The sequence below is a fragment of the Pseudoalteromonas caenipelagi genome (assembly GCF_013140855.1).
Lineage (GTDB): Bacteria > Pseudomonadota > Gammaproteobacteria > Enterobacterales > Alteromonadaceae > Pseudoalteromonas > Pseudoalteromonas caenipelagi.
This window is the reverse complement of the sequence record NZ_JABBPG010000001.1, coordinates 840049-862351: the sequence shown is the minus strand read 5'-3', so window position 1 is coordinate 862351 and position 22303 is coordinate 840049. Positions and strand designations below refer to the sequence as shown.

Here is a 22303-nt window from a genome sequence, read left to right as displayed (position 1 = left end):
GCTATAAGATATATCAAATTTGCTTATAGCCAAAAGAAATATAAAAAGCTTTACTTATTCTTTTACATTAGCCAAGCATAACTAAACTTGGCGAAGAATGTTTTTTCATCTTTGCTCAATTTAGACAAATCATCGTCTTGATAGCCTTTGTCCGCGTAGCCTGCAAAAAATACCGTTTGAGGATTGATCTTGTATGAATACAAAAGTTGTGTACTTAAGCTTTTATATTGCGCATCTACATCGTCAATATAGTTCTCGGTATTCCTATCGATATCTGTATAGATCACAGCTATGCGTAGATAACTGTTGATATTGAATTGATAAGTTAAACGCACGTCGGTTAGGTTAGCTGTGTACACAAGTGCATCGTCTGCATCAAGCGTTTCATAGCTGTGTCTAAAATTAACTTCAAAGTGTTTCCCTAAACTTAGGTTAATAACAGGGCGCGCAAAACGCATTTGCCCAACTCGGTTATTAGCTAAATCTACTTTATTACCTGCTCTTAGGTTTAATCCTGCAAATAATCCTGATACGGGCTTAAACTCCATATACGTCCAGAGTGTATTCTCTGAGAAAAGGTCACTATTATTATCAATCTTTAAACTTGCTTTGTTATGTCTTAACCCTGTTCGCTTACGGTGCTCTACACCAATGTCAATAAAGCTCTGCAGGGGGCCATCTATGGCAATATTTGTTTGGATCTCTTTTTCTAATAATGCTCCGTCGTCATTATGTGTAATATCCCAATCGGTGTACCAACGTGCTCGGTTCCACCAAGTATCCTGTTCGCCATACCAGCGATACTCAAAACCAGCTAAAAACTTGTTGAAGTCCACTTGAGACATAAAGCCCATATCGGCTCTGAGGCCTTCATCGTAGTTTTGATAGCTCGTGAATGTTCGCCAATGCTTGGTATTGTGCTCATAATTTAAAAAGTAGCCTAAGCCATCCAAGTCATCTTGGTTTAGTGTGCGCAAAACGCCTTCATTAAAATCACAGTCTTGACCTTGTACACATTCACTGCTGGGAAGCTGTGCACAGTCCCCATCATTCCCGTCACATATCTCATCTGCAAATGCTTGACTATATTGTGTATTTGAACGAAGTAGTTGAACTTTAAACGTATCGCTGGTTGTTGGTTTGTATTTCGTATCAAAACTTATAAGTTGATTTTTATAGTCTTCTGAGTCTCTAAGGGTAGCGCTAGAGCCAATCGAAAGGCCATCATTTACATCGTAGCGATAGCGAAGAGCAGCGTTATTACTTTTTTGTTCTAACGACACAACATTTGAGCCTAAATTACCAGGTACTAACACGTTAAGGTGTTCATCATTGGTGACAAACAGACCATACGTATGCCCAAGCTTGTTGCCTGATAGCTTTATACCATAATCAGGTGCAGCGATATTTCTTGTATGAATTAAGTTTAAATGAGAAGAAAAGTAGTCGGCATTATCGAGGAAAAATGCACGTTTTTCAGGGAAAAACAAACTAAAACTATTATTTACACTGAGTTGTCCAGTATCTGCTTCAACTTGTGAAAAGTCAGGGTTAAGTGTGGCATTTATTGTCGTATCTGGGGTAATCGCCCATTTTACATCTAAGCTGGGCTCAGATTTATCATTATCTTGCCAATCAGGCACATTACTGCCATCAATGTCTCTAGTTTGAGATTTACTCAGTACTAATGAAGGGATGATGGCAACGTTATTACCTTGTTTTGCTTTTTCAAAACCAGAATATTCAGGCATTTGGCATATCCAGCAGCTGTTGGCATGCGATATCTGCATATTTGACAACCTGAGACGTTGGTCGCGAGGTAAAAACCTAACAAACTCCATTGCCATGTTTTTAACTTGCTTGCTGTCATCAAAATTAAGCACACGCAAGGGAATTTCTATTTCCACTGTATAGCCTTGTTCATCAATCGTACCAGCACTGTCCCAGATTCCATTCCACGAGCTATCTTCGCTTTTAGTTAACTCGTTTTCGATTGAATCAAGTTGTACACCTAAAGGATTGATAAAAAATTGATAGGCGCTGCGTCCGCTATTGAACGAGTCTATTTTTAATCCAACAAGATCATCATTCCACACTCTATCCCTGTCTTTATAAAAAGCGCGAATCAGTTCCGGATTAGGGTCGTTTGCTCGATACGCTACAAACAGCGATGTGCCATTTTCATATACGTATGCGGTTGTTGACACTGGGCTGGGGATGTTTTCTTGCGGCCACGTTACATTGTTGATGGCGATTTTTTTTGCTTGTTGCCATACCTGCTCATCAAGCTTACCGTCAATTGTTGCATTAGTGCTTATAAATGGCAGGGGAGTGGCTTGCTCATCAGCTATGGCGGTTGCAGTAACCATTGAGGCTAAAACGAGAATAACTTTGCGTATCATACAACTAAAACTATCTAAAAAATGTAAACGGTATTAAATAACATGGCGTAGGTGTAAACAAATTTTTCGCGCTGGATTGCAGTTAAATGGGGTGAGTAGAACGGTTTGAAAAATACACATAATCTAGCAGCAGACCAATAAATACTCATAGTTGCACTGTACACTTTACATAAGTTTACAGGCAAATTAATACATTTGTGGCAATTGCTTTACAAAACGTGATACAACAACGCATCGTTTTAGTTAGAGAAGTATTATGTCGTTAATTCTTAAACTTATTGCAGGTATTTTAGGCGGAATTTTGGTTGGTTTTTATCTCCCAATGGGGTTGGTAGAATTGCTATATACAGCCAAAGTGATTGTAGGCCAATTGATTAGTTTTACTATTCCGTTAATCATTTTATTTTTTATCGCATCAGGTATTGCTGGTTTGCCTCAGGGATCAGGACACTTACTCGGTAAGACTGTTGGCTTTGCATATGGTTCGACCATTGTTGCTGGTATTTTGACCGTATTACTGGTCAATGCATTTATTCCTTTCTTTGACGGAGCCATTGGTTATGAAGCCGCTTCGGGCAATGAAGTTAAGAGTTACATTAATTTAGAGATCCCGCCTTTAATGGGCGTAATGACTGCATTAGCAACAGCATTTATTTTTGGTATAGGTATTAGTCAGCTAAACTTGTCAAGACTCAAAGAGGTGGTTGATCAAGGACGCGATGTCATCGATGCGTTACTGGCTAAGGTTATTATTCCAGCACTACCAATTTACATTGCGGGCGTCTTCGCAGAAATGGCAGTCGCAGGAACAGTAGCAGATACGTTGAGTACATTTGGTGTTGTACTGATAGCGGCTATCGTAATGCACTGGTTATGGCTGAGCTTGCTATATGTGGGGAGCGGTATTTTACTTAAGCGTAGCCCTGTAGAGCTCGTCAAGAACATGCTACCTGCTTATTTTACCGCAATCGGTACTATGTCCAGCGCAGCAACTATTCCGGTATCACTGCGAGCGAGTAAAGCGAATGGTGTTAAAGAAGAAGTCGCTAATTTCTCCGTTCCTTTATGTGCTACGATTCATTTGTCAGGATCGACTATTACTATTGTTACATGCGCTATGGCAGTTATGTTACTTTCACCAACCATGGCGGTACCATCGTTAGTACAAATGCTGCCATTTGTACTTATGCTTGGTATCGTTATGATAGCTGCCCCTGGGGCTCCTGGAGGGGCGGTAATGTCAGCTTTAGGCCTGCTTACCTCAATGCTAGGATTCGATGAAGCAGCGGTTGCTTTGATGATAGCACTGTATCTAGCACAAGATAGTTTTGGTACAGCATGTAATGTAACAGGGGACGGCGTGATTGCACTGTGGGTCAATCGTTTTTCTCAACGAGCGTAGAATAAGATATTGCACTAGACTAATAGCTACGTTTGGCACCACTGACATGTGAGTATTTTGTAAACTAATTCGCCTGTTTTTTGTGAATATTTAATAATTTATATATTGGTATGGTAACTTGATACGTTGTAAAATAAGAAACATGACGGCCAAGGTAACAGTGAGAGGGTGAACTATTGATTAACGTACTTTTAGTTGATGATCATGAACTTGTACGAACAGGTATCAAACGTATACTTGATGATGTTCGTGGCTTTAAAGTGATCGGAGAAGCTAAAACTGGTGAAGAAGCGGTTACGTTTTGTCGTCAAAATGAGCCAGACATTGTGTTAATGGATATGAACATGCCAGGCATCGGAGGCTTGGAAGCAACAAAGAAAATCTGCCGCTATTGCCCAGATGTAAAAGTGATTGTTCTGACTGTTCATTGTGAAGATCCATTCCCTAGTAAAGTGATGCAAATTGGTGCACACGGATATCTGACCAAAGGGGCTGGCCCTGATGAAATGATTAATGCAATTAGAGCCGTGAATGCTGGGCAACGCTATATTGCACCAGAGATAGCACAGCAAATTGCTTTAAATCAATTTAGTGGCCGTAACGATGAAAACCCATTTCAGTCGTTATCTGAGCGAGAGTTGCAAATCATGTTGATGATCACCAAAGGTGAAAAGGCACAAGATATTGCTGAGCGTCTGAACTTAAGTTCAAAAACGGTGAATAGCTATCGCTACCGAATGTTTGAAAAATTAAATGTAGGTGGAGATGTAGAGTTAACACATCTAGCGATTCGTCATAAAATGATAGATATTGATACCACACGTTAATCTATCATTTAAATGGCTGTATTTGATCACACCTCATTTTTAAAAACCTTGAGTACTGAACCTGGTGTTTATCGTATGTACGACGATGAGCATCAGGTAATTTATGTAGGTAAAGCAAAAAATCTTAAAAAGCGTGTTTCAAGCTACTTTCGTAGCAATATCCCAGATAGCAAGACCCGAGTTTTAGTGAGTAACATCCGCCATATAGAGGTGACGTTAACCAATACTGAAACAGAAGCGCTATTACTTGAAAACAACCTTATTAAAAAGTACCAGCCAAGGTACAACATCTTGCTGCGCGATGATAAGTCTTATCCGTATATTTTCTTAAGTGGTCACAAACATCCGAGATTGGCGTTTCATCGCGGCGCGAGGAAGAATAAAGGCGAGTATTTTGGACCTTTTCCTAGTAGCGCAGCTGTGTCAGAAAGCTTGCGTTTGATGCAAAAAATATTTCCTGTGCGCCAATGTGAAGATGCCTATTATCGCGCTCGCAGCCGGCCTTGTCTGCAGCATCAGTTAAAAAGATGCTCTGCGCCATGTGTTGGAAAGGTTTCGGATGACGAATATCAAGAGCAAGTTGATATGGTGCGGCAATTTTTAAATGGCAAGTCCCAACAGGTTATCGCAACATTGGTGACGCGCATGGAAAATGCCAGTATGGCGCTCAACTTTGAATTAGCGGCTAAATATCGAGATCAAATTGCATTGCTGAGGCAAATGCAAGAACAGCAGTCGGTAGCGGGGAACTTTGCGGAAATGGATGTGATTGGCTTTAAGCAACAAAATGGTATATGTGCCATTCATATGTTGATGATTCGAGAACACAAAATCTTAGGAACGAAAACCTATTTTCCAAAAGTACCAAAAGACTCTCCTACGGATGAAATATTAACGTCGTTTATCGGGCAATATTATCTAAGTGGCGGTACCAATAGTCGAATTGCAAAAGAGGTGGTATTGCCCTTTTCGTTACTTGAACAAGATGAACTAGCTCATGCCTTAAGTGAAATTGCTCAAAGGAAAGTACAACTAAGAGCACAGGTTCGCTCAGAACGGGCTCAGTATTTGGCATTAGCAAATAAAAATGCGGCTAATAGTATTGCTGTAAAACAAAGCGCGCAAGATTCGATTAATAAACGCTATGCGTTGTTGAAGGAGGCATTGCAGTTGAGTGATATTCAGCGAATGGAATGCTTTGATATTAGCCATACTATGGGCGAGAACACAGTGGCATCTTGCGTGGTATTTGATGCTCAAGGCCCTAATAACAAAGAATATCGTCGCTATAATGTAACTGGTATTACACCTGGAGATGATTATGCCGCGATGGATTTTGCGCTGTATAAACGCTATAGCAAGTTGCAAGATGAAGCGAAGGTGCCTGACGTCATTTTTATTGATGGTGGTAAAGGTCAGTTGGGAAGGGCTGAAGCTTTTTTTGCTGATTGGCCTCTAGATAAGTTACCATTACTTGTGGGCGTTGCGAAAGGCACTAGCCGAAAACCCGGATTAGAAACGTTGCTTATTGATGGTGGAAGAAGGACAGTTAATTTAGATAGTGACTCTCCGGCATTACATCTCATTCAGCATATTCGCGATGAATCACACCGCTTTGCGATAGCAGGGCATAGAAATAAAAGGCAAAAACAGCGCAATCAATCTGTTTTAGAAGAGATTGAAGGCGTCGGACATAAACGTCGTCAAGCACTGTTGAAGTATCTGGGGGGAATGCAGGGAGTAAAATCTGCAAATATCCACCAACTAAAACAAGTTCCAGGGATCAGCCCAAAAACGGCTGAAAAGATATTTAACCATTTGCATGACAAAGCTTAAGCATTCATGCGAACATAAAGAAAAAGACCTCACTAAGTAGTTATGTGGAATATTCCAAACGCGCTTACAACATTTAGGTTGTTACTCATTCCTGTATTCGCAGTGTTATTTTATTTGCCTTATTCGTGGGCGTTTTTTGCTGCTGCGTTCATTTTTTGGTTGGCTTCGGTAACTGATATTCTCGATGGATATCTGGCTCGCAAGCTTGAACAATCAACACCTTTTGGTGCCTTTTTAGACCCCGTTGCAGACAAAGTCATGGTCAGTGTCGCATTGGTAATGCTAGCAACATACTACCAGAACCATTTCGTGACAGTGGCAGCAATTATCATTATCAGTCGTGAAATTGTGATCTCAGCCTTACGAGAGTGGATGGCTGAACTCGGTAAGCGCGATGACGTGGCTGTTTCGTCACTGGGTAAATTCAAAACCGCAGCACAAATGTTAGCCATCATAGGCTTGATTTGGCAATATGCGCCGTGGATGATTAATATCAGTTATGCATTATTAGCCATTGCAACGTTACTTACAGTGACCTCAATGCTTGCTTATTTCTATGCAGCAAAATCACAATTGACTAAATCTTAACTGAAAGTGTTTATAATCACGGCAGTTTAGATAATTTTTGAACAAACGATTCAAAACATTCATTTTTTATGTTGACGCGTTTTGTAACTTCTGTAGAATGCGTCCGTGTTGAGAGGGCAGTACGCCTTTGAAGTTAAAGATTGCGAGTATAACTCAGCTGAAATTAGAAGGACGCGACCTCGTGTTTTGAAAGTTTCAACTAGGTTAAAATGCACAAGTGATGCGAGTATAGCTCAGCTGGTAGAGCGCGACCTTGCCAAGGTCGAGGTCACGAGTTCGAACCTCGTTACTCGCTCCAATATTTAACTAAGTCGGCGGAATGGCAGAGTGGCCATGCAGCGGATTGCAAATCCGTCTACCTCGGTTCGACTCCGGGTTCCGCCTCCATTTCTCAACACTCCACATGCGAAAGCAGCCCGATGCCCGGGTGGTGGAATTGGTAGACACAAGGGATTTAAAATCCCTCGCTGGTAACAGCGTGCCGGTTCAAGTCCGGCCCCGGGCACCATTTAGATTAGAGACTAGTGTCTTTTTCGAAAGAAGAAACTGATGCGAGTATAGCTCAGCTGGTAGAGCGCGACCTTGCCAAGGTCGAGGTCACGAGTTCGAACCTCGTTACTCGCTCCAATCTAATGCTTTTGTAGACCCGATGCCCGGGTGGTGGAATTGGTAGACACAAGGGATTTAAAATCCCTCGCTGGTAACAGCGTGCCGGTTCAAGTCCGGCCCCGGGCACCATTTGATTGCGAGTATAACTCAGCTGGAATTAGAAAGGCGCGACCAAGTGTTTAACTAGTTTCTCCTAAGTTAAAAGCATAAGTGATGCGAGTATAGCTCAGCTGGTAGAGCGCGACCTTGCCAAGGTCGAGGTCACGAGTTCGAACCTCGTTACTCGCTCCAATCAAATATCAGGTCACCTTATTCTTAAAGTTTGCGAGCACAGCTCAATTGAAGTTTGAAGAACTTTAAACTCAATTGATTAAACCGCACAGTGATGCGAGTATAGCTCAGCTGGTAGAGCGCGACCTTGCCAAGGTCGAGGTCACGAGTTCGAACCTCGTTACTCGCTCCAAACTTTAGATAATAAGGCGGAATGGCAGAGTGGCTATGCAGCGGATTGCAAATCCGTCTACCTCGGTTCGACTCCGGGTTCCGCCTCCATTTATCACACACTCCACATGCGCAAGCAACCCGAAGCCCGGGTGGTGGAATTGGTAGACACAAGGGATTTAAAATCCCTCGCTGGTAACAGCGTGCCGGTTCAAGTCCGGCCCCGGGCACCATTTTTAAACTCCTTTAGCTCCTCTTTCAATAGTTCCTCAATTTGTTCTCATTTTGGTCATTATGACTACTTAAATATTTATATTTCGCAATGTAATCTCCCTAAGCTATGCATATTCATCCTTATATTTTTCCATAATAAAATGGGTTAGTATCTTTTTAAACTTGTTTGTTGAGCAGATACTAAAAAGGATGTTTTATGAAACCTGCACTTAAAATTTTATGCGCTGGCTTATTATTACTTATGGTAGTGAGCATTTTTAAAGCGTTAACTGTGACGAGTGAGGAGCTTGAGTTGATAGTGCCTTGTCACAATTGTTCTGAAATGCAAAGGCGGCACGCAGCTATGGGTGCTGCTCATACTCTAGGCCAAAAAATTTATGTTGCACAGGGAACGCCTTCAGGGGATTTTATCGTCGATGAATATCTAGTCACTCAAATTAAACCGCGAGAAACTTTGGTTACTTTAACTGGTATCCATGATGTTAACTCTGAGCTGAGTTTAGAATTAAAAGCATCACAAAGAAAAATATCTGATTTGATAAACAAGAACACAAAAATGAGCATTGTATTGAGAGACGGTATTGACCTTAGCTACGCTATTGAAGGTAAACCTTCTAATGGGAATTTGTTCCTTTCGACTGATACTTTGACAGGTCAATTTAAATTCGATACTACTTTTACCTCCGCATTTGAGATTGCTGCTATGTCTAAAAGTGTTGCAGAGTCTTGGCTGTCAAGCGGACATCAAAAGAGGTTTTCTGCCGAATTAGCAAAAATGCAGTCTCAGTTTTTGGCGTACATTGAAGCTAATGAAGGGAGGATGCCTACAATTCTACTTTCTGAAAAACGTATTGTAACTTACTTGTTTAGTGATGGCACAACTGCTGAGATGGATTTGTCTCTCACACTGACGCTAGATGACAAAACATTAAACATGCAACTGAATAATTCCGTCCTAAAAGATGCGAAAGGGCTAGTAATCCCAGAGAACAAAGAAGCATTATTTGAATATTTGGATGCCATTGGCAAAGATGCCCGTTCACTTCAGACGCGAGGTTCAGTGAACGCTATTCGAACATACCTCAGCAACCTGTTTGCACAACTCTATACAGAGCAAAAAAGTAATGGCGATAACTTTATCTGTTCGCCTATAGAAGGACAAAAGTTAAGTTGTAAATTTTAAAGATAATTTAGCTAATAGGCTATTCCTAGACTGGGAATAGCCTATTGAGGTTACTTATTAAATGGGATATCTCCTGCACGCATATCTTGGATAGGTGCGCTATGTCGTAATGCCACTGTATTTGCTGGCGTATTTGCTAAAAATACAGTTTGTGCGCCGTCAGTGAAGCTGTCATTGTGAATACACTGCGGGCGTATTGCCAGCGCACTGCCATCCAAAGGTATTTCAAACATAGTAAAGTGATAGTGTTGCTTTTGTACCGTACGGTAATATCCATCTTCTTGTGTTATATCCAGCCTTCGCCCAAGTAATATTCTAGATACTGTTTTTCGGTTGAACACTGGGTCTATACCTTGAGCAGGAAGCCAAATGTGGGGGAATGGGTGGTGCTCTACAAACAAGCCGCCCCCTTTTTGAGCAGCAAACTGATAGTCAGTTACATACTGTGGCAACTTTTGGTCGTACTGAATTCCCCAAAGGTCTTGCGTAAAGCCAAGTTCAAACTCTTCGTTAGGGGCTAACAGCTTTGCGCCATAATAAGCCAGTGTATTTTTATAAATATCTTGCGATTCTTTACTAGGGCCAAAATGAAGAAGTGGAAAATTAAGCTGCTGAACATCACACTGCGCTTCATCGCCTTTTCCATCACCTATTAATGAGATAATGAGCTGGCCTGTACCGCCAAATAGGTTAGAAGCGCCATCTAAACATGGAATGCGCGCGCCATCCGTATCTGCGACCCAAAACCCTTGCACACACAACGCGTGAGCGCTACAAGGAGTGTTGTTAGTGTTTTTATCATGCAGCTCATTAAGTTCTGTAACGAGATCCTTTTTTTTGCCGTCAGGTGCCCGATTACTTTGTACGACTAGGTTTTTTGGGTCTACTTTTTGTGCGAATGGGTTAAGGTGTACCAATGTGCCAGGAGTAATTGGGCCAAAGATACCCGTTGTGGCCATTAATTGTTCATCGCCAGCATAGCGAGACAGAACTGCATTATTTAAGAATGTGAAGTTATCAACGAAGTTGTTCTCTTTTACTCCATGGGTTACATCTATCCATCTTGACTCGCTCATTTGTGCTTCACGGTAATCTTTTAACGTATCAACTCCTGCGGCTGGTTGATTCAGCTTCGACATGACGTGTGACATAGTCTCACTCCTTAGACGGTAAATAGGGTTTTAATGAATGCGCGCGGGATATAACCTGCGCGACATTAATTAGAGCCTAAAATGCGCTAAGTTCAAATTACGACAAATTACATAATCTCACCGTTCTTCAACTATTATGCGTTGCTTTACAGTGTTAAAACGTCCACACAATGTGCAGTTGGGTAGCAGATTCATTATGTGATGTACCCATTTTGTTTCGCCACACTTGCCACTCGATTCCGAGCATAAGCGTATCGCTTGTACGTGCAATTGCATGCCCTAAATCCCACTGGAACGCCATCTGAGCTAATATCCAGTCATTTACATATTTGCCAATTTCATTACGTCTTGAGCCGATGTACTCTGCATGTCCGGTAAAGTAAAACTTTTGATTGCCAAGCGAGTAGGGGTAACCCCAAGCAAGGTCTAGCATAAATGTGTTGTTAGTGTGTGGTGCCCCACCTTGGGCGATGCCCGCGCTATCGTCAAAGTATGCGGTTGCTGTGGTGGTTAAAAAGTCAAACCCTGGTATATCCCAGCTGAGCTTTATCCCAGGTAGGTATTTGAGCGTTTTTGCATCACCTGCAGCGTTATAACCGATCACAAAGCCGATATCTTTTAGTCGCCAGAGGTGGTATTGCCAATCGAATAAGGCGTTGCCACTGAAGGTTGCATAACCCTCACTATAAAAATCTTTGTCATTGAAGCTATCAGCATAATCATCGTCTAAGTAATCAATAAAGAAGAACACATCACCATAGTTATTGATTGAAGCGTGTTGCAAAGAAATAATATCGGTCATGGCCTTTTGCTTGGTGAAGGGGTGATCAAATACCCCACGATTGATATGCAGCTGTGTCTTACTCCAATGTGCAGCATGAGCGATATATGGAAGGGTAAAGAGTAAAACAGTGATAAGTACGGCAATGAGTTTATACATCATTACTGTGTCCTTAAGCGCAGATATGGTATGAATTATAGCCAAAGATTAAGGTACGAAGCTTATGGTTAAAAATTAATCAATGCGCGGTTTGTAGTTCAGGTGCATAGACAATAAAGTTTGGGGTAAGACACTGGCAATTGAAATGGGAGAAAGGGCTGCAACGCAGCCCAGAGAAAAATTTATTGTAATCGATCCATTAAATATACATATTCTAAACTACTGACCATTGCATATTGTTCTTTGTTGGCTGCACCAGCATGGCCCCCTTCCATATTCTCAAAATAAAGTACATCGAAGCCCATATCTTGCATTTTTGCCACCATTTTACGAGCATGGCCTGGATGAACACGGTCATCACGCGTAGATGTTGTAAAAAATACTTTCGGGTATTGCTGACTTTTACTTAGATTGTGATAAGGAGAGTACGTTTTGATATATTGCCAGTCGTCGGCATTGTCGGGGTTACCATATTCGCCCACCCAGCTGGCACCTGCCAGTAGCTTATTAAAACGCTGCATATCCAACAGCGGCACTTGGCAAATTGCAGCGTTATAAAGATCTGGTCTGCGGGTAAATGCAGTACCTACTAGCAAACCACCGTTGCTACCGCCTTTAATACCAAGGTGCTTAGGCTGAGTGACCTTATCTTTAATAAGTTGCTCTGCAACGGCCTCAAAATCTTCAAAAGCTTTATGACGATTGTTTTTAATGGCCGCCTGATGCCAGCGAGGGCCATATTCACCGCCGCCACGAATATTTGCCAACACGTATACGCCGCCTTTTTCAAGCCAGTTTTTACCAAGTGTTGCTGAATAATAAGGAAGCATTGAGACTTCAAAACCGCCATAGGCATAAAGTAAAGTCGGATTTTTAGCGTTTAGCTTTAGGTCTTTTTTATGAACAATAAAATACGGGACTTGAGTACCGTCTTTAGACGTTGCAAATTTTTGCTTAGCCATATATTTGTCGGCATCGAAGTATGATTTATTGCCCTTCAACTTTGTAAACTCTAATGATGTACCATTAACTAGGTATAAGCTTGAAGGCGATAAAAAATCACTATAGTTGATAAAAAAATCATCACGCTCAGGATCTGTATTTAATACATACATTGACCCTGTTTCAGGCAATTGAACTTGGTCAATTTGCCATTGTCCATTTGCTTTAGGCAAGTAGCGGTATACCTTATTTTTAACATCGTCAAGGACTGTGACCAAAATTGCAGATTTGGTAAAGCTGAGACCCTCGACAGAGCGTGTATCCGTTGGTTTAATAAAGCTTTTAAATGAGATGTGTGCTTTGCCTACATCAGTGATGTCGGCGTAAATGACCTCTGCTTGAGCAAACTTTCCCCATGCAGATTTTAGCTCAATGAAGAGCTTGCCGTTGTTTAAACCAACGATACTGGCATCATTAGGTACATCAATTTTGACTCGCTTATTATTGTTGAGCAAGTACATATCACGGGTGTACATACTGGTTGAGTCGTAAATAATCTGGTATTGGATACCATTGTCATAAACAACAAAGCCGCCTGTTTGCACAGAGTTCTTGTCAGCGCTATAGATTGTTTTTGCTGTCTCTAGTGGTTTACTGCGTTGCCAAATTTTTACCAATCTTGGGTAACCTGAGTTAGTTAAGGTGCCTTCGCCAAAATCTGTGCTCACAAAAATACTGTTGTCATCGCGCCAAGATACCGAACTTTTTGCTTCGGGCAGATTAAATCCATCTTTCACAAATGACTTAGTGGTGATATTAAACTCACGCACAACAACGGCATCTGCACCGCCGCGAGATAAAGAGACTAAACAGCGTTGATATTTAGGGTAATGACATTGTATGCCTTTATAAACCCAGTTTTCATTTTCAGCTTGAGCAAGCGCATCTATGTCCAACACGGTTTCCCATTTTGGGTCTGCTTTTTTATATTCTTCAAGGGTGGTGCGTCGATATAAGCCGCGGGTGTTATTTTCACTTTGCCAAAAGTTGTAGTAATAACCCGCACGTTCACTTGCGTAAGGAATGCGTGTTTTATCATGCAATATACTAAGTGTATTTTGGTATATATTCTGATATGCGCTGTTATGTTTTAGATATTTTAATGACGCGTTATTTTGTTTTTTTACCCATTCTAAAGCTTTCGTGCCTTCAATTTCTTCTAGCCACAAAAATGGGTCGCTATCAGACGCTAAGGTATTTGTTGAGAATACCGAGAGCGAAACAATAGACGCAATACGAGCTACAGTTCTTTTCAAAATGTTGTCCTTACTTTGTTGTCGTTGGTAACTGACAGGTACTATAGTGGGAACGTTATGGCATAGGCAAGGTAATAATAGTTAGTATCTAAATTAGAATATGAGCTCGGTTTGGTTTTTTATAGCTTTGATTTTATTTAGTATTTTTATTCTAAATATGAAGCTTTCAAGGGCAGCTGCTATGTACGCAAGATTAGGCCCTAATTATGGGGGAGGACAAAAATGCGCCCATTGGGGCGCATTGTGTTGTTTAACTGTTACGCTTTATCGCGTCTTAGACAAATCACTGTAACGGCTGTAAATGCCAAAATAAAGCAATAAAATGACGAGGTCGATACATCCCAAGGGCTTATCTTAAACGTCGCTCCAAGTAACAGAGCTTGTGCACCGTAAGGTAACGAGCCTTGCATTACACAGGCAAAAATGTCGAGTAAGCTTGCTGAGCGCTTACCTGAGATCCCACCATCATCTGCAAGCTTTTTCGCCACTGGACCTGCGACGATAATACTCACAGTATTGTTGGCGATACATAAATTACTGGTCAATACCAAAGCGGCAATACCCAGTTGATCGGCAACTTTGCGATGCCACTTAGCAATAACAGCAGTGAGCTTTTGAATCTTTGTGGCTAAGTAATCTAAACCGCCATTTACGCGAATAAATTCTGACAAGCCTCCGATAAACATCGACAGCAAAAAGATTTCCTGCATGTCGCTAAAGCCTTTATAAACGTCTTTAGCAAAATTACCGACTTCATAATTACCCGTAAAGCCCATAGCTGCAGCAAATACAATACCACTGAATAGCACAACGAATACGTTTAACCCCGCAACAGCAAGTACCAAAATAAAGATGTATGGTAATACTAGCAACCAATCAAAAGGCTTGGCCTCAACTGCCTGAGGCTCTGGTGTTAGAAAAACAAGTAGCAAAACAGTTAGTACTGCCGCAGGTAGGGCAATTTTTAAATTCTCTCTAAACTTATCTTTCATTTCACACCCTTGCGTACGAGTGGCAGCAATCGTGGTGTCTGAAATAATAGACAAGTTGTCACCAAACATAGCGCCCGAGACAATCGTACCGGCCATCAAGGCAGGATCGATACCTGTCTTTATTGAAACGGCATAGGCAATAGGACCAATGGCACCGATGGTGCCCATTGATGTGCCCATAGCAGTGGACACGACAGCCGAAATAAGAAACAGGCCAGGCAATAAAAACGAGGCTGGAATAAGTGACAGACCTGCATTTACAACTGCATCTACGCCACCGGTTGCACCTGCTACCGCAGAAAATGCACCGGCTAGCAGGTAAATTAAGCACATGGTTATGATATTACTGTGGCCTGCGCCTTTGATAAAAGTTTCAACACTTTGATTGATGCTGGCTTTGTTTATCAAAAAAGCGATTACAATTGCTGGCAAAATAGCCACAGGTGCAGGTAGTTGATAAAACGCGTAATCAACACCTTGAGATTGTAGGTAAAGGCCTGCTCCTAAAAACAGTCCGACAAAAGTCAATAGAGGTAGAAGCGATAACTTCGCATGTAGAGTGTTTGGCTGCATTGTGCTCCCCAAAAATATGTACCACAGCCATGAGATCCATTATTAGCTGTATTTAAACTTCAAACGCCCGCAATAAGTAAAATCGGCGAATCGAGAAGTTTATACATTTAGACGTCCAAAGTCCATGGCGTTCTGTTATTATTATTGTTTCACTGACTATGGCATAGAGAATTGATAAACTCTATAGCTAAGAACAATAAGCTAACCTTTCAAATAGAGTTAAGACATGGATAAAATTGGAATTTTTGGTGCTAATGGCCGTATGGGCTTGGCGTTGGTAGAAGCTTGTATGCAAGTAAATGAAACGCAAATAGCAGCTGCTGCTGTGCGTTCCAGTTCCCCACTGTTATCTACTTTAGTCGTTAACAAGCAACCCTGTGCCCCAAAAAAGTTATGTTTCAGTAACGAAGAGGATGTAGTAGCAAGTGGTGCAAATGTCCTCATTGACTTTACTTTGCCTGAGGGAATGAAGCGTCACTTGCAGCTTGCAGTTTCGCAAAACTTGCCTATGGTAATTGGTACTACGGGGCTTACAACCGATGATATGGAAGTAATACAACAAGCGGCGCAGCATATTCCTATCGTATTTGCTCGCAATTTTAGTGTTGGCGTTACTTTGTTATTAGACCTTGTACAGACCGCCGCTACTAAACTTGCAGATGAAATGGATATTGAAATTTTTGAGGCACATCATCGAAATAAAATAGATGCACCATCGGGGACTGCTCTGGCGATTGGTGAGGCGATTGCAGAAGCTAAAGGTTGGGAGCATGACGATGTGGCAAGATATGACAGAACACCGGTTGAGCAGGCTAAATCTCAAAACGAAATCGGTTATTCAGTGCTAAGAGCAGGCGATATAGTAGGTGAACACACGGCTTATTTCGCGACAATGGGTGAAAGGCTCGAATTAACCCACAAAGCAACATCTCGTCTGACCTTTGCCTCTGGAGCTGTAAGGGCTGCGAAGTGGTTGAGAAATAAACCAAATGGACTTTATGACATGCGAGATGTGCTTGGATTGAAGTAGTTAACTTGTTTTTTTGGCGGTTTGGTATGAAATTCTAATAAAAGGCAGTATTTTTCATGTTTTTTCTTGTTGGGTTAGACGAATCTAACAAATTACTGTAGACTATAACGAATTTGCCAAAAATTAATAACTGCGTGTTACCAAGCGCTTTGTGAACGGGATGAAAAGCGTAAAGCTTGCTCCCGTTTTTTACCATTAGGAGGTTAACTTGACTAAATCCGCTCTGTTAGTCCTAGAAGACGGCACGGTGTTTCGCGGTACTGCTATCGGTGCTGACGGTATGTCAGTCGGTGAAGTAGTATTTAATACGTCTATGACTGGTTATCAAGAAATTTTGACAGACCCATCATACGCGGAACAGATCGTAACTTTGACTTACCCGCACATCGGTAATACCGGCACTAACAGTGAAGACGAAGAAGCGGACCAGATCTGGGCTAAAGGCCTAGTGATCCGTGACTTACCTTTACTTGCCAGTAATTTCCGCAACGAGCAATCATTAAGTGATTACCTTAAAGAGCGCAATATCTTGGGTATTGCCGACATTGATACACGCAAACTGACGCGTATTTTACGTGATAAAGGGGCGCAAAACGGTTGTATTATCGCGGGTGACTCACTAAATGAGCAACAAGCTTTAGAAGCTGCGAAAGCGTTCCCGGGCTTAAAAGGCATGGATTTAGCCAAAGTGGTGTGTACTAAAGAGCTGTATACATTCAAAGAATCAAGTTGGACACTTGGAGAAGGTTACAAAACCTTAACGGCAGAAGAAGAAAAATTCCACGTGGTTGCCTACGACTTTGGTGTGAAGAAAAACATCTTACGTATGCTCGTAGACCGTGGCTGTAAATTGACCGTAGTGCCTGCAGAAACCTCCGCTGCAGACGTGTTGGCACTAAATCCTGACGGTATTTTCCTGTCAAATGGTCCCGGCGACCCAGAGCCTTGTACTTATGCAATTGAAGCGATTAAATCATTCTTAGAAACAGATACGCCAATTTTTGGTATTTGTTTAGGTCATCAGCTTCTCGCTTTAGCATCAGGCGCTAAAACTGTGAAAATGAAATTTGGTCATCACGGTGGCAACCACCCGGTTAAAGACTTAGACCGTAATGTAGTGATGATCACAGCACAAAACCATGGTTTTGCGGCTGATGAAGATAGCCTACCTGCTAACCTACGTGCGACGCATAAGTCATTATTTGACGGCACATTGCAAGGTATTCACCGTACCGATAAGCCTGCATTTAGTTTTCAAGGTCACCCAGAAGCAAGCCCTGGTCCGCACGATGCGGCACCACTGTTTGACCATTTCATTGACCTAATGCAATCGCGTAAAGCCTAATTGAGAGTGGAGTTATAATGCCAAAACGTACTGATATTCAAAGCATTCTTATCTTAGGCGCGGGACCGATTGTGATCGGTCAGGCGTGTGAATTCGACTACTCAGGCGCACAAGCTTGTAAAGCGCTAAGAGAAGAAGGTTACCGAGTTATTCTTGTTAACTCAAACCCAGCAACTATTATGACAGACCCCGAAATGGCTGATGCAACATACATCGAGCCAATTCACTGGGAAGTTGTTGAAAAAATCATTGAAAAAGAAAAACCAGATGCAGTATTGCCTACGATGGGTGGTCAAACGGCATTGAACTGTGCACTTGACCTTGACAAGCACGGCGTGCTTGCAAAGCATGGTGTTGAGCTAATTGGTGCAACGGCTGACGCAATTGACAAAGCGGAAAACCGTGAACGCTTTGATGCGGCAATGAAAAATATTGGTCTTGAGTGTCCGCGTGCTGAAATCGCGCACACCATGGAAGAAGCGCATGATGTGCTTTCGCGCATTGGTTTCCCATGTATCATTCGCCCATCATTTACTATGGGTGGTACAGGTGGTGGTGTAGCGTATAACCAAGAAGAATTTGATGAAATTTGTACCCGTGGTTTAGACCTATCGCCAACCAGCGAGCTTTTGATTGATGAAAGCTTAATTGGCTGGAAAGAGTATGAGATGGAAGTGGTTCGTGACAAAAACGACAACTGCATCATCGTATGTTCAATCGAAAACTTTGACCCAATGGGTGTGCATACTGGTGACTCTATCACGGTTGCTCCAGCACAGACACTGACAGACAAAGAATACCAAATCATGCGTAATGCCTCGATGGCTGTTTTACGTGAGATTGGTGTTGAAACAGGTGGTTCAAACGTACAGTTTGGTGTGAACCCGGTGGATGGCCGTATGGTTATCATCGAGATGAATCCACGTGTTTCTCGCTCATCTGCGCTTGCATCTAAAGCGACTGGTTTCCCAATTGCAAAAATTGCGGCAAAGCTTGCGGTAGGTTACACGCTTGATGAGCTACAAAACGACATTACAGGTGGTGCCACACCTGCATCATTTGAACCGTCAATTGACTATGTCGTGACTAAAATCCCACGTTTTAACTTTGAAAAGTTTGCTGGTGCAAACGACCGTTTGACGACACAAATGAAGTCAGTGGGTGAGGTAATGGCGATTGGCCGTAACCAGCAAGAGTCACTCCATAAAGCACTTCGTGGATTAGAAGTGGGTGCAACGGGTTTCAACCCAATTGTTGCACTTGACGACCCAAAGGCAAGAGAAACCATTATTCGCGAGCTTCGAGAGCCAGGCGCAGAGCGCATTTGGTATGTTGCTGATGCTATGCGTCACGGCATGAGTGTAGACGACGTGTTTGAACTGACTAAGATTGACCCTTGGTATTTAGTTCAAATCGAAGATATCATCAAAGATGAAGCAACCATTGCAGAAGTGGGCCTTGCGGGTCTTAACAAAGATTTCTTGCGCCGCTTGAAACGTAAAGGTTTTGCCGACGCACGTATCGCTGAAATTGCCGGTGTGTCAGAAAAAGAAATTCGTAAAAAGCGTCATCAGTTAAACATCGTACCAGTTTACAAACGTGTTGATACTTGTGCAGCTGAGTTTAGCTCAGACACAGCTTACATGTACTCAACGTATGATGAAGAGTGTGAAGCGAATCCGTCAGACAAAGACAAAATCATGGTGATCGGTGGCGGCCCGAACCGCATCGGTCAAGGTATTGAGTTCGATTACTGCTGTGTACACGCCGCGCTAGCCATGCGCGAAGATGGTTATGAAACCATCATGGTTAACTGTAACCCAGAGACAGTATCAACAGACTACGATACGTCAGATAGATTGTTCTTCGAACCAATTACCCTTGAAGACGTATTAGAGATTGTGCGTGTTGAAAAACCAAAAGGTGTGATTGTTCAATACGGTGGTCAAACGCCACTGAAACTTGCGCGTGCACTTGAAGCGAATGGCGTGCCAATCATTGGTACTTCACCTGATGCTATTGACCGTGCAGAAGACCGTGAGCGTTTTCAGCAAATGGTTGAGCGTTTGAACCTACTTCAGCCTGAAAACGCAACAGTGACCTCTCTTGAAGAAGCAATTGCTAAGTCGCAAGAAATTGGCTTCCCGTTAGTAGTGCGTCCTTCGTATGTATTGGGTGGTCGAGCGATGGAAATCGTTTATGACGAAGATGATTTACGTCGTTACATGACCGAAGCTGTATCAGCATCAAACGAAGCGCCTGTATTGCTAGATCGCTTCTTAGATGACGCAATTGAAGTAGACGTTGATGCTATTTGTGATGGTGAGCAAGTGATTATCGGTGGGATCATGGAGCACATCGAGCAGGCAGGTGTTCACTCAGGTGACTCAGCATGTTCATTGCCAGCGCACTCTTTGTCTGCAGAGATCCAAGATGTTATGCGTAAGCAAGTGACAGATATGGCACTTGAGCTTGGTGTAGTAGGCTTAATGAATACTCAATTCGCAGTTAAAGATGGTGAAGTTTACTTAATTGAAGTAAACCCACGTGCCGCACGTACTGTACCATTTGTATCAAAAGCGACAGGGGTTGCTTTGGCAAAAGTAGCGGCACGTTGTATGGCGGGTCAATCATTGGCAAGCCAAGGTATCACCACTGAAATTATTCCACCTTATTACAGCGTAAAAGAAGTGGTATTACCGTTTGCTAAGTTCCAAGGTGTTGATCCACTTCGTGGTCCTGAAATGCGCTCAACGGGCGAAGTAATGGGTGTTGGTGAAAACTTCGCCGAAGCGTTCGCAAAAGCTCAATTAGGTGCGGGTAACGCTTTACCACGCGGTGGTCGCGCGCTACTATCTGTGCGTAACAGTGATAAGTCACGCATTGTCGAGCTGGCCAAAATCATGAGAGAGATTGGTTTTGAGTTGGATGCGACAAATGGTACTGCCAAAGCGCTAGAAGCTGCAGGCATTGAAGTACGCCGCGTAAACAAGGTATATGAAGGCCGTCCTCACATTCTTGATAGAATCAAAAATGGCGAGTATAGCTACATAGTTAATACCACTGAAGGTCGCCAAGCGATCGAAGACTCGAAGGTGTTGCGTCGTGGTGCATTGCAACATAAGACAAACTATACCACTACGCTTAATGCAGCATTTGCTAACTGTATTGCCCATGCGGCAGATGACAGAAGCACTGTAAATTCTGTACAAGAGCTACACCAACGATTGAACTAAGGACTAACGCCAAGGCCAGTCGGCCTTGGCATCAAGTGAGACAGTTATGCAATCAATTCCGATGACAGTACGAGGCGAGCAATTGCTTCGTGAAGAACTTAACCATTTAAAATCGGTTGTTCGCCCCCAAATAGTTGCCGATATCGCCGAAGCGCGTGAACACGGTGACCTTAAAGAAAACGCTGAATATCATGCAGCGCGCGAACAGCAAGGTTTTTGTGAAGGCCGCATTCAAGAGATTGAAGCTAAGCTTTCTACTTCTCAAGTGATAGACGTTACAAAAATGCAAAATAACGGCAAAGTGATCTTTGGCGCGACAGTGACAATTTGTAATGTTGAAACTGACGAAGAAGTGAGATACCGCATTGTAGGCGATGATGAAGCTGACATTAAGAACAATCTAATTTCAATTAACTCACCGATTGCACGAGGTTTAATTGGTAAAGAGTTAGATGATGTCGCCAATATTCAAACGCCGAATGGGACAGTTGAGTACGAAATAATCGAAATTGAGTATATCTAACTGTTCGAGCAGTTAAGTAAAAACCGAGCTTAGGCTCGGTTTTTTTATGTCTTCAGTTTAATAGCTTATTTATCGCTCTGTTTTGATGTAAGCAGAGGAAGAAACCTACATAAATATCATTTAAGTTAAAGGTACTTTTTCTTGACTTAGGAATGCAGTTTGTGCAATTTTGTGGGACAGATATGTTATGTCCCTATGTGAACTATTTGCTTTTGTCGCAACGGCAATTATCTTTGCAAACTTTCACGAGTAATATAAATATTTTTTAATAAGAGTAGCCCCTCACCAATCAAGTGAGGGAGATGGAACTAGGAATAAAATTATGGACTATATCAATACTGCTTTTACCTTTCCCACGGTTGTGCTTAGCGTCCTGCTTATTATTGTTCTGTTTTTCTGGCTAATAACTTTATTTGGTTTTGCTGATATTGATTTGCTAGATGGTGATGTTGAACTAGAAGCATAGGTAACAGAAGGAGATACTAATTCATCAGGCTCAATATTTAAATTTGGCTTTGGTGATTTACCAATAACAGTATCATTGTCTTTGGTGATAATGCTTATATGGTTGGTTAGTATTAACATACATAAGTAATTTTCTTATTTGCTTGGCGATGGCATTACATTTTATTTAATGGGGTCAGCAATGTTAGTGGCGAGCCTATTTATTGCGCTGCCATTGGCAAACCCTATCAAACTGGGTTTGAGCAATTAGTGGCATCCATTTCACACA

15 protein-coding genes and 9 tRNA genes are annotated in these 22303 nt (G+C 42.1%); 19 read left to right on the top strand and 5 right to left on the bottom strand.

From position 1 onward, the window contains the following. Positions 1–62 precede the first annotated feature (62 nt). The gene (locus tag HG263_RS03770; RefSeq protein WP_439331980.1) at positions 63–2369 is read right to left on the bottom strand and encodes a carbohydrate binding family 9 domain-containing protein; all 2307 of its coding nucleotides are present in this window, start codon (positions 2367–2369) and stop codon (positions 63–65) included. A gap of 289 nt (positions 2370–2658) precedes the next feature. On the opposite strand from HG263_RS03770, the gene HG263_RS03765 reads away from it, so the two are divergent. The 14 genes from HG263_RS03765 to HG263_RS03700 all read left to right on the top strand — a co-directional run bounded on the left by HG263_RS03765 (position 2659) and on the right by HG263_RS03700 (position 9522). Further along, on the top strand, positions 2659–3804 hold the full coding sequence (locus tag HG263_RS03765) for a dicarboxylate/amino acid:cation symporter (RefSeq protein WP_171624716.1): 1146 nt from the start codon (positions 2659–2661) through the stop codon (positions 3802–3804). A gap of 176 nt (positions 3805–3980) precedes the next feature. Further along, positions 3981–4631 (top strand): UvrY/SirA/GacA family response regulator transcription factor, encoded by a 651-nt coding sequence (gene uvrY, locus HG263_RS03760; protein WP_171624715.1) that lies wholly within the window; start codon positions 3981–3983, stop codon positions 4629–4631. A 12-nt stretch (positions 4632–4643) separates the two neighbouring features. After that, entirely contained in the window at positions 4644–6467 is a 1824-nt protein-coding gene (uvrC, locus tag HG263_RS03755; RefSeq protein ID WP_171624714.1) for an excinuclease ABC subunit UvrC, read from the top strand. 42 nt (positions 6468–6509) lie between these two features. Next, a complete protein-coding gene (gene pgsA / locus HG263_RS03750; protein WP_171624713.1) occupies positions 6510–7055 on the top strand; it encodes a CDP-diacylglycerol--glycerol-3-phosphate 3-phosphatidyltransferase in 546 nt (181 codons plus the stop codon). Between the two features lie 222 nt (positions 7056–7277). Beyond that, positions 7278–7353: transfer RNA gene (locus HG263_RS03745), tRNA-Gly, on the top strand. 15 nt (positions 7354–7368) lie between these two features. Further along, positions 7369–7442 (top strand) — tRNA-Cys (locus HG263_RS03740). A 34-nt stretch (positions 7443–7476) separates the two neighbouring features. Continuing rightward, a tRNA-Leu gene (locus tag HG263_RS03735) sits at positions 7477–7563 on the top strand. Between the two features lie 43 nt (positions 7564–7606). Further along, positions 7607–7682: transfer RNA gene (locus HG263_RS03730), tRNA-Gly, on the top strand. Positions 7683–7706: 24 nt separating this feature from the next. Next, positions 7707–7793, top strand: a tRNA-Leu gene (locus HG263_RS03725). Positions 7794–7879: 86 nt separating this feature from the next. Then, positions 7880–7955: transfer RNA gene (locus tag HG263_RS03720), tRNA-Gly, on the top strand. 96 nt (positions 7956–8051) lie between these two features. Then, positions 8052–8127: transfer RNA gene (locus HG263_RS03715), tRNA-Gly, on the top strand. Positions 8128–8142: 15 nt separating this feature from the next. Next, positions 8143–8216 (top strand) — tRNA-Cys (locus HG263_RS03710). 35 nt (positions 8217–8251) lie between these two features. Continuing rightward, positions 8252–8338, top strand: a tRNA-Leu gene (locus HG263_RS03705). 197 nt (positions 8339–8535) lie between these two features. Further along, positions 8536–9522, top strand: coding sequence for a hypothetical protein (locus HG263_RS03700; RefSeq protein WP_171624712.1), 987 nt, complete (start codon positions 8536–8538; stop codon positions 9520–9522). A 50-nt stretch (positions 9523–9572) separates the two neighbouring features. On the opposite strand, the gene HG263_RS03695 is transcribed toward HG263_RS03700, so the two are convergent. The 4 genes from HG263_RS03695 to HG263_RS03680 form a co-directional block, all read right to left on the bottom strand. Beyond that, the gene (locus tag HG263_RS03695; RefSeq protein WP_171624711.1) at positions 9573–10673 is read right to left on the bottom strand and encodes a hypothetical protein; all 1101 of its coding nucleotides are present in this window, start codon (positions 10671–10673) and stop codon (positions 9573–9575) included. 154 nt (positions 10674–10827) lie between these two features. Then, positions 10828–11616, bottom strand: a complete 789-nt coding sequence (locus tag HG263_RS03690; RefSeq protein ID WP_171624710.1) for a nucleoside-binding protein — start codon at positions 11614–11616, stop codon at positions 10828–10830. Positions 11617–11795: 179 nt separating this feature from the next. Beyond that, positions 11796–13850, bottom strand: a complete 2055-nt coding sequence (locus tag HG263_RS03685) for a prolyl oligopeptidase family serine peptidase (protein ID WP_439331979.1) — start codon at positions 13848–13850, stop codon at positions 11796–11798. A 278-nt stretch (positions 13851–14128) separates the two neighbouring features. Beyond that, entirely contained in the window at positions 14129–15436 is a 1308-nt protein-coding gene (locus HG263_RS03680) for a Na+/H+ antiporter NhaC family protein (protein ID WP_171624708.1), read from the bottom strand. 226 nt (positions 15437–15662) lie between these two features. On the opposite strand from HG263_RS03680, the gene dapB reads away from it, so the two are divergent. The 5 genes from dapB (at position 15663) to HG263_RS03655 (ending at position 22036) form a co-directional block, all read left to right on the top strand. Next, on the top strand, positions 15663–16466 hold the full coding sequence (gene dapB / locus HG263_RS03675; protein ID WP_171624707.1) for a 4-hydroxy-tetrahydrodipicolinate reductase: 804 nt from the start codon (positions 15663–15665) through the stop codon (positions 16464–16466). Positions 16467–16674: 208 nt separating this feature from the next. After that, a complete protein-coding gene (gene carA / locus HG263_RS03670; protein WP_171624706.1) occupies positions 16675–17811 on the top strand; it encodes a glutamine-hydrolyzing carbamoyl-phosphate synthase small subunit in 1137 nt (378 codons plus the stop codon). Between the two features lie 17 nt (positions 17812–17828). Then, the gene (carB, locus tag HG263_RS03665) at positions 17829–21047 is read left to right on the top strand and encodes a carbamoyl-phosphate synthase large subunit (protein ID WP_171624705.1); all 3219 of its coding nucleotides are present in this window, start codon (positions 17829–17831) and stop codon (positions 21045–21047) included. 46 nt (positions 21048–21093) lie between these two features. Continuing rightward, positions 21094–21570 (top strand): transcription elongation factor GreA, encoded by a 477-nt coding sequence (greA, locus tag HG263_RS03660; RefSeq protein WP_171624704.1) that lies wholly within the window; start codon positions 21094–21096, stop codon positions 21568–21570. Positions 21571–21892: 322 nt separating this feature from the next. Further along, on the top strand, positions 21893–22036 hold the full coding sequence (locus HG263_RS03655) for a hypothetical protein (protein WP_171624703.1): 144 nt from the start codon (positions 21893–21895) through the stop codon (positions 22034–22036). Positions 22037–22303 lie beyond the last annotated feature (267 nt).

Excerpts from the sequence above, each read along its gene's own strand:
- carB (WP_171624705.1), top strand. The coding sequence starts at position 17,829 with ATGCCAAAACGTACTGATATTCAAAGCATTCTTATCTTAGGCGCGGGA.
- HG263_RS03765 (WP_171624716.1), top strand. The coding sequence starts at position 2,659 with ATGTCGTTAATTCTTAAACTTATTGCAGGTATTTTAGGCGGAATTTTG.
- HG263_RS03655 (WP_171624703.1), top strand. The coding sequence starts at position 21,893 with ATGGACTATATCAATACTGCTTTTACCTTTCCCACGGTTGTGCTTAGC.
- HG263_RS03770 (WP_439331980.1), bottom strand. The coding sequence starts at position 2,369 with ATGGTTACTGCAACCGCCATAGCTGATGAGCAAGCCACTCCCCTGCCA.
- HG263_RS03690 (WP_171624710.1), bottom strand. The coding sequence starts at position 11,616 with ATGATGTATAAACTCATTGCCGTACTTATCACTGTTTTACTCTTTACC.
- HG263_RS03700 (WP_171624712.1), top strand. The coding sequence starts at position 8,536 with ATGAAACCTGCACTTAAAATTTTATGCGCTGGCTTATTATTACTTATG.
- uvrC (WP_171624714.1), top strand. The coding sequence starts at position 4,644 with ATGGCTGTATTTGATCACACCTCATTTTTAAAAACCTTGAGTACTGAA.
- greA (WP_171624704.1), top strand. The coding sequence starts at position 21,094 with ATGCAATCAATTCCGATGACAGTACGAGGCGAGCAATTGCTTCGTGAA.
- HG263_RS03680 (WP_171624708.1), bottom strand. The coding sequence starts at position 15,436 with ATGCAGCCAAACACTCTACATGCGAAGTTATCGCTTCTACCTCTATTG.
- dapB (WP_171624707.1), top strand. The coding sequence starts at position 15,663 with ATGGATAAAATTGGAATTTTTGGTGCTAATGGCCGTATGGGCTTGGCG.
- pgsA (WP_171624713.1), top strand. The coding sequence starts at position 6,510 with ATGTGGAATATTCCAAACGCGCTTACAACATTTAGGTTGTTACTCATT.
- HG263_RS03695 (WP_171624711.1), bottom strand. The coding sequence starts at position 10,673 with ATGTCACACGTCATGTCGAAGCTGAATCAACCAGCCGCAGGAGTTGAT.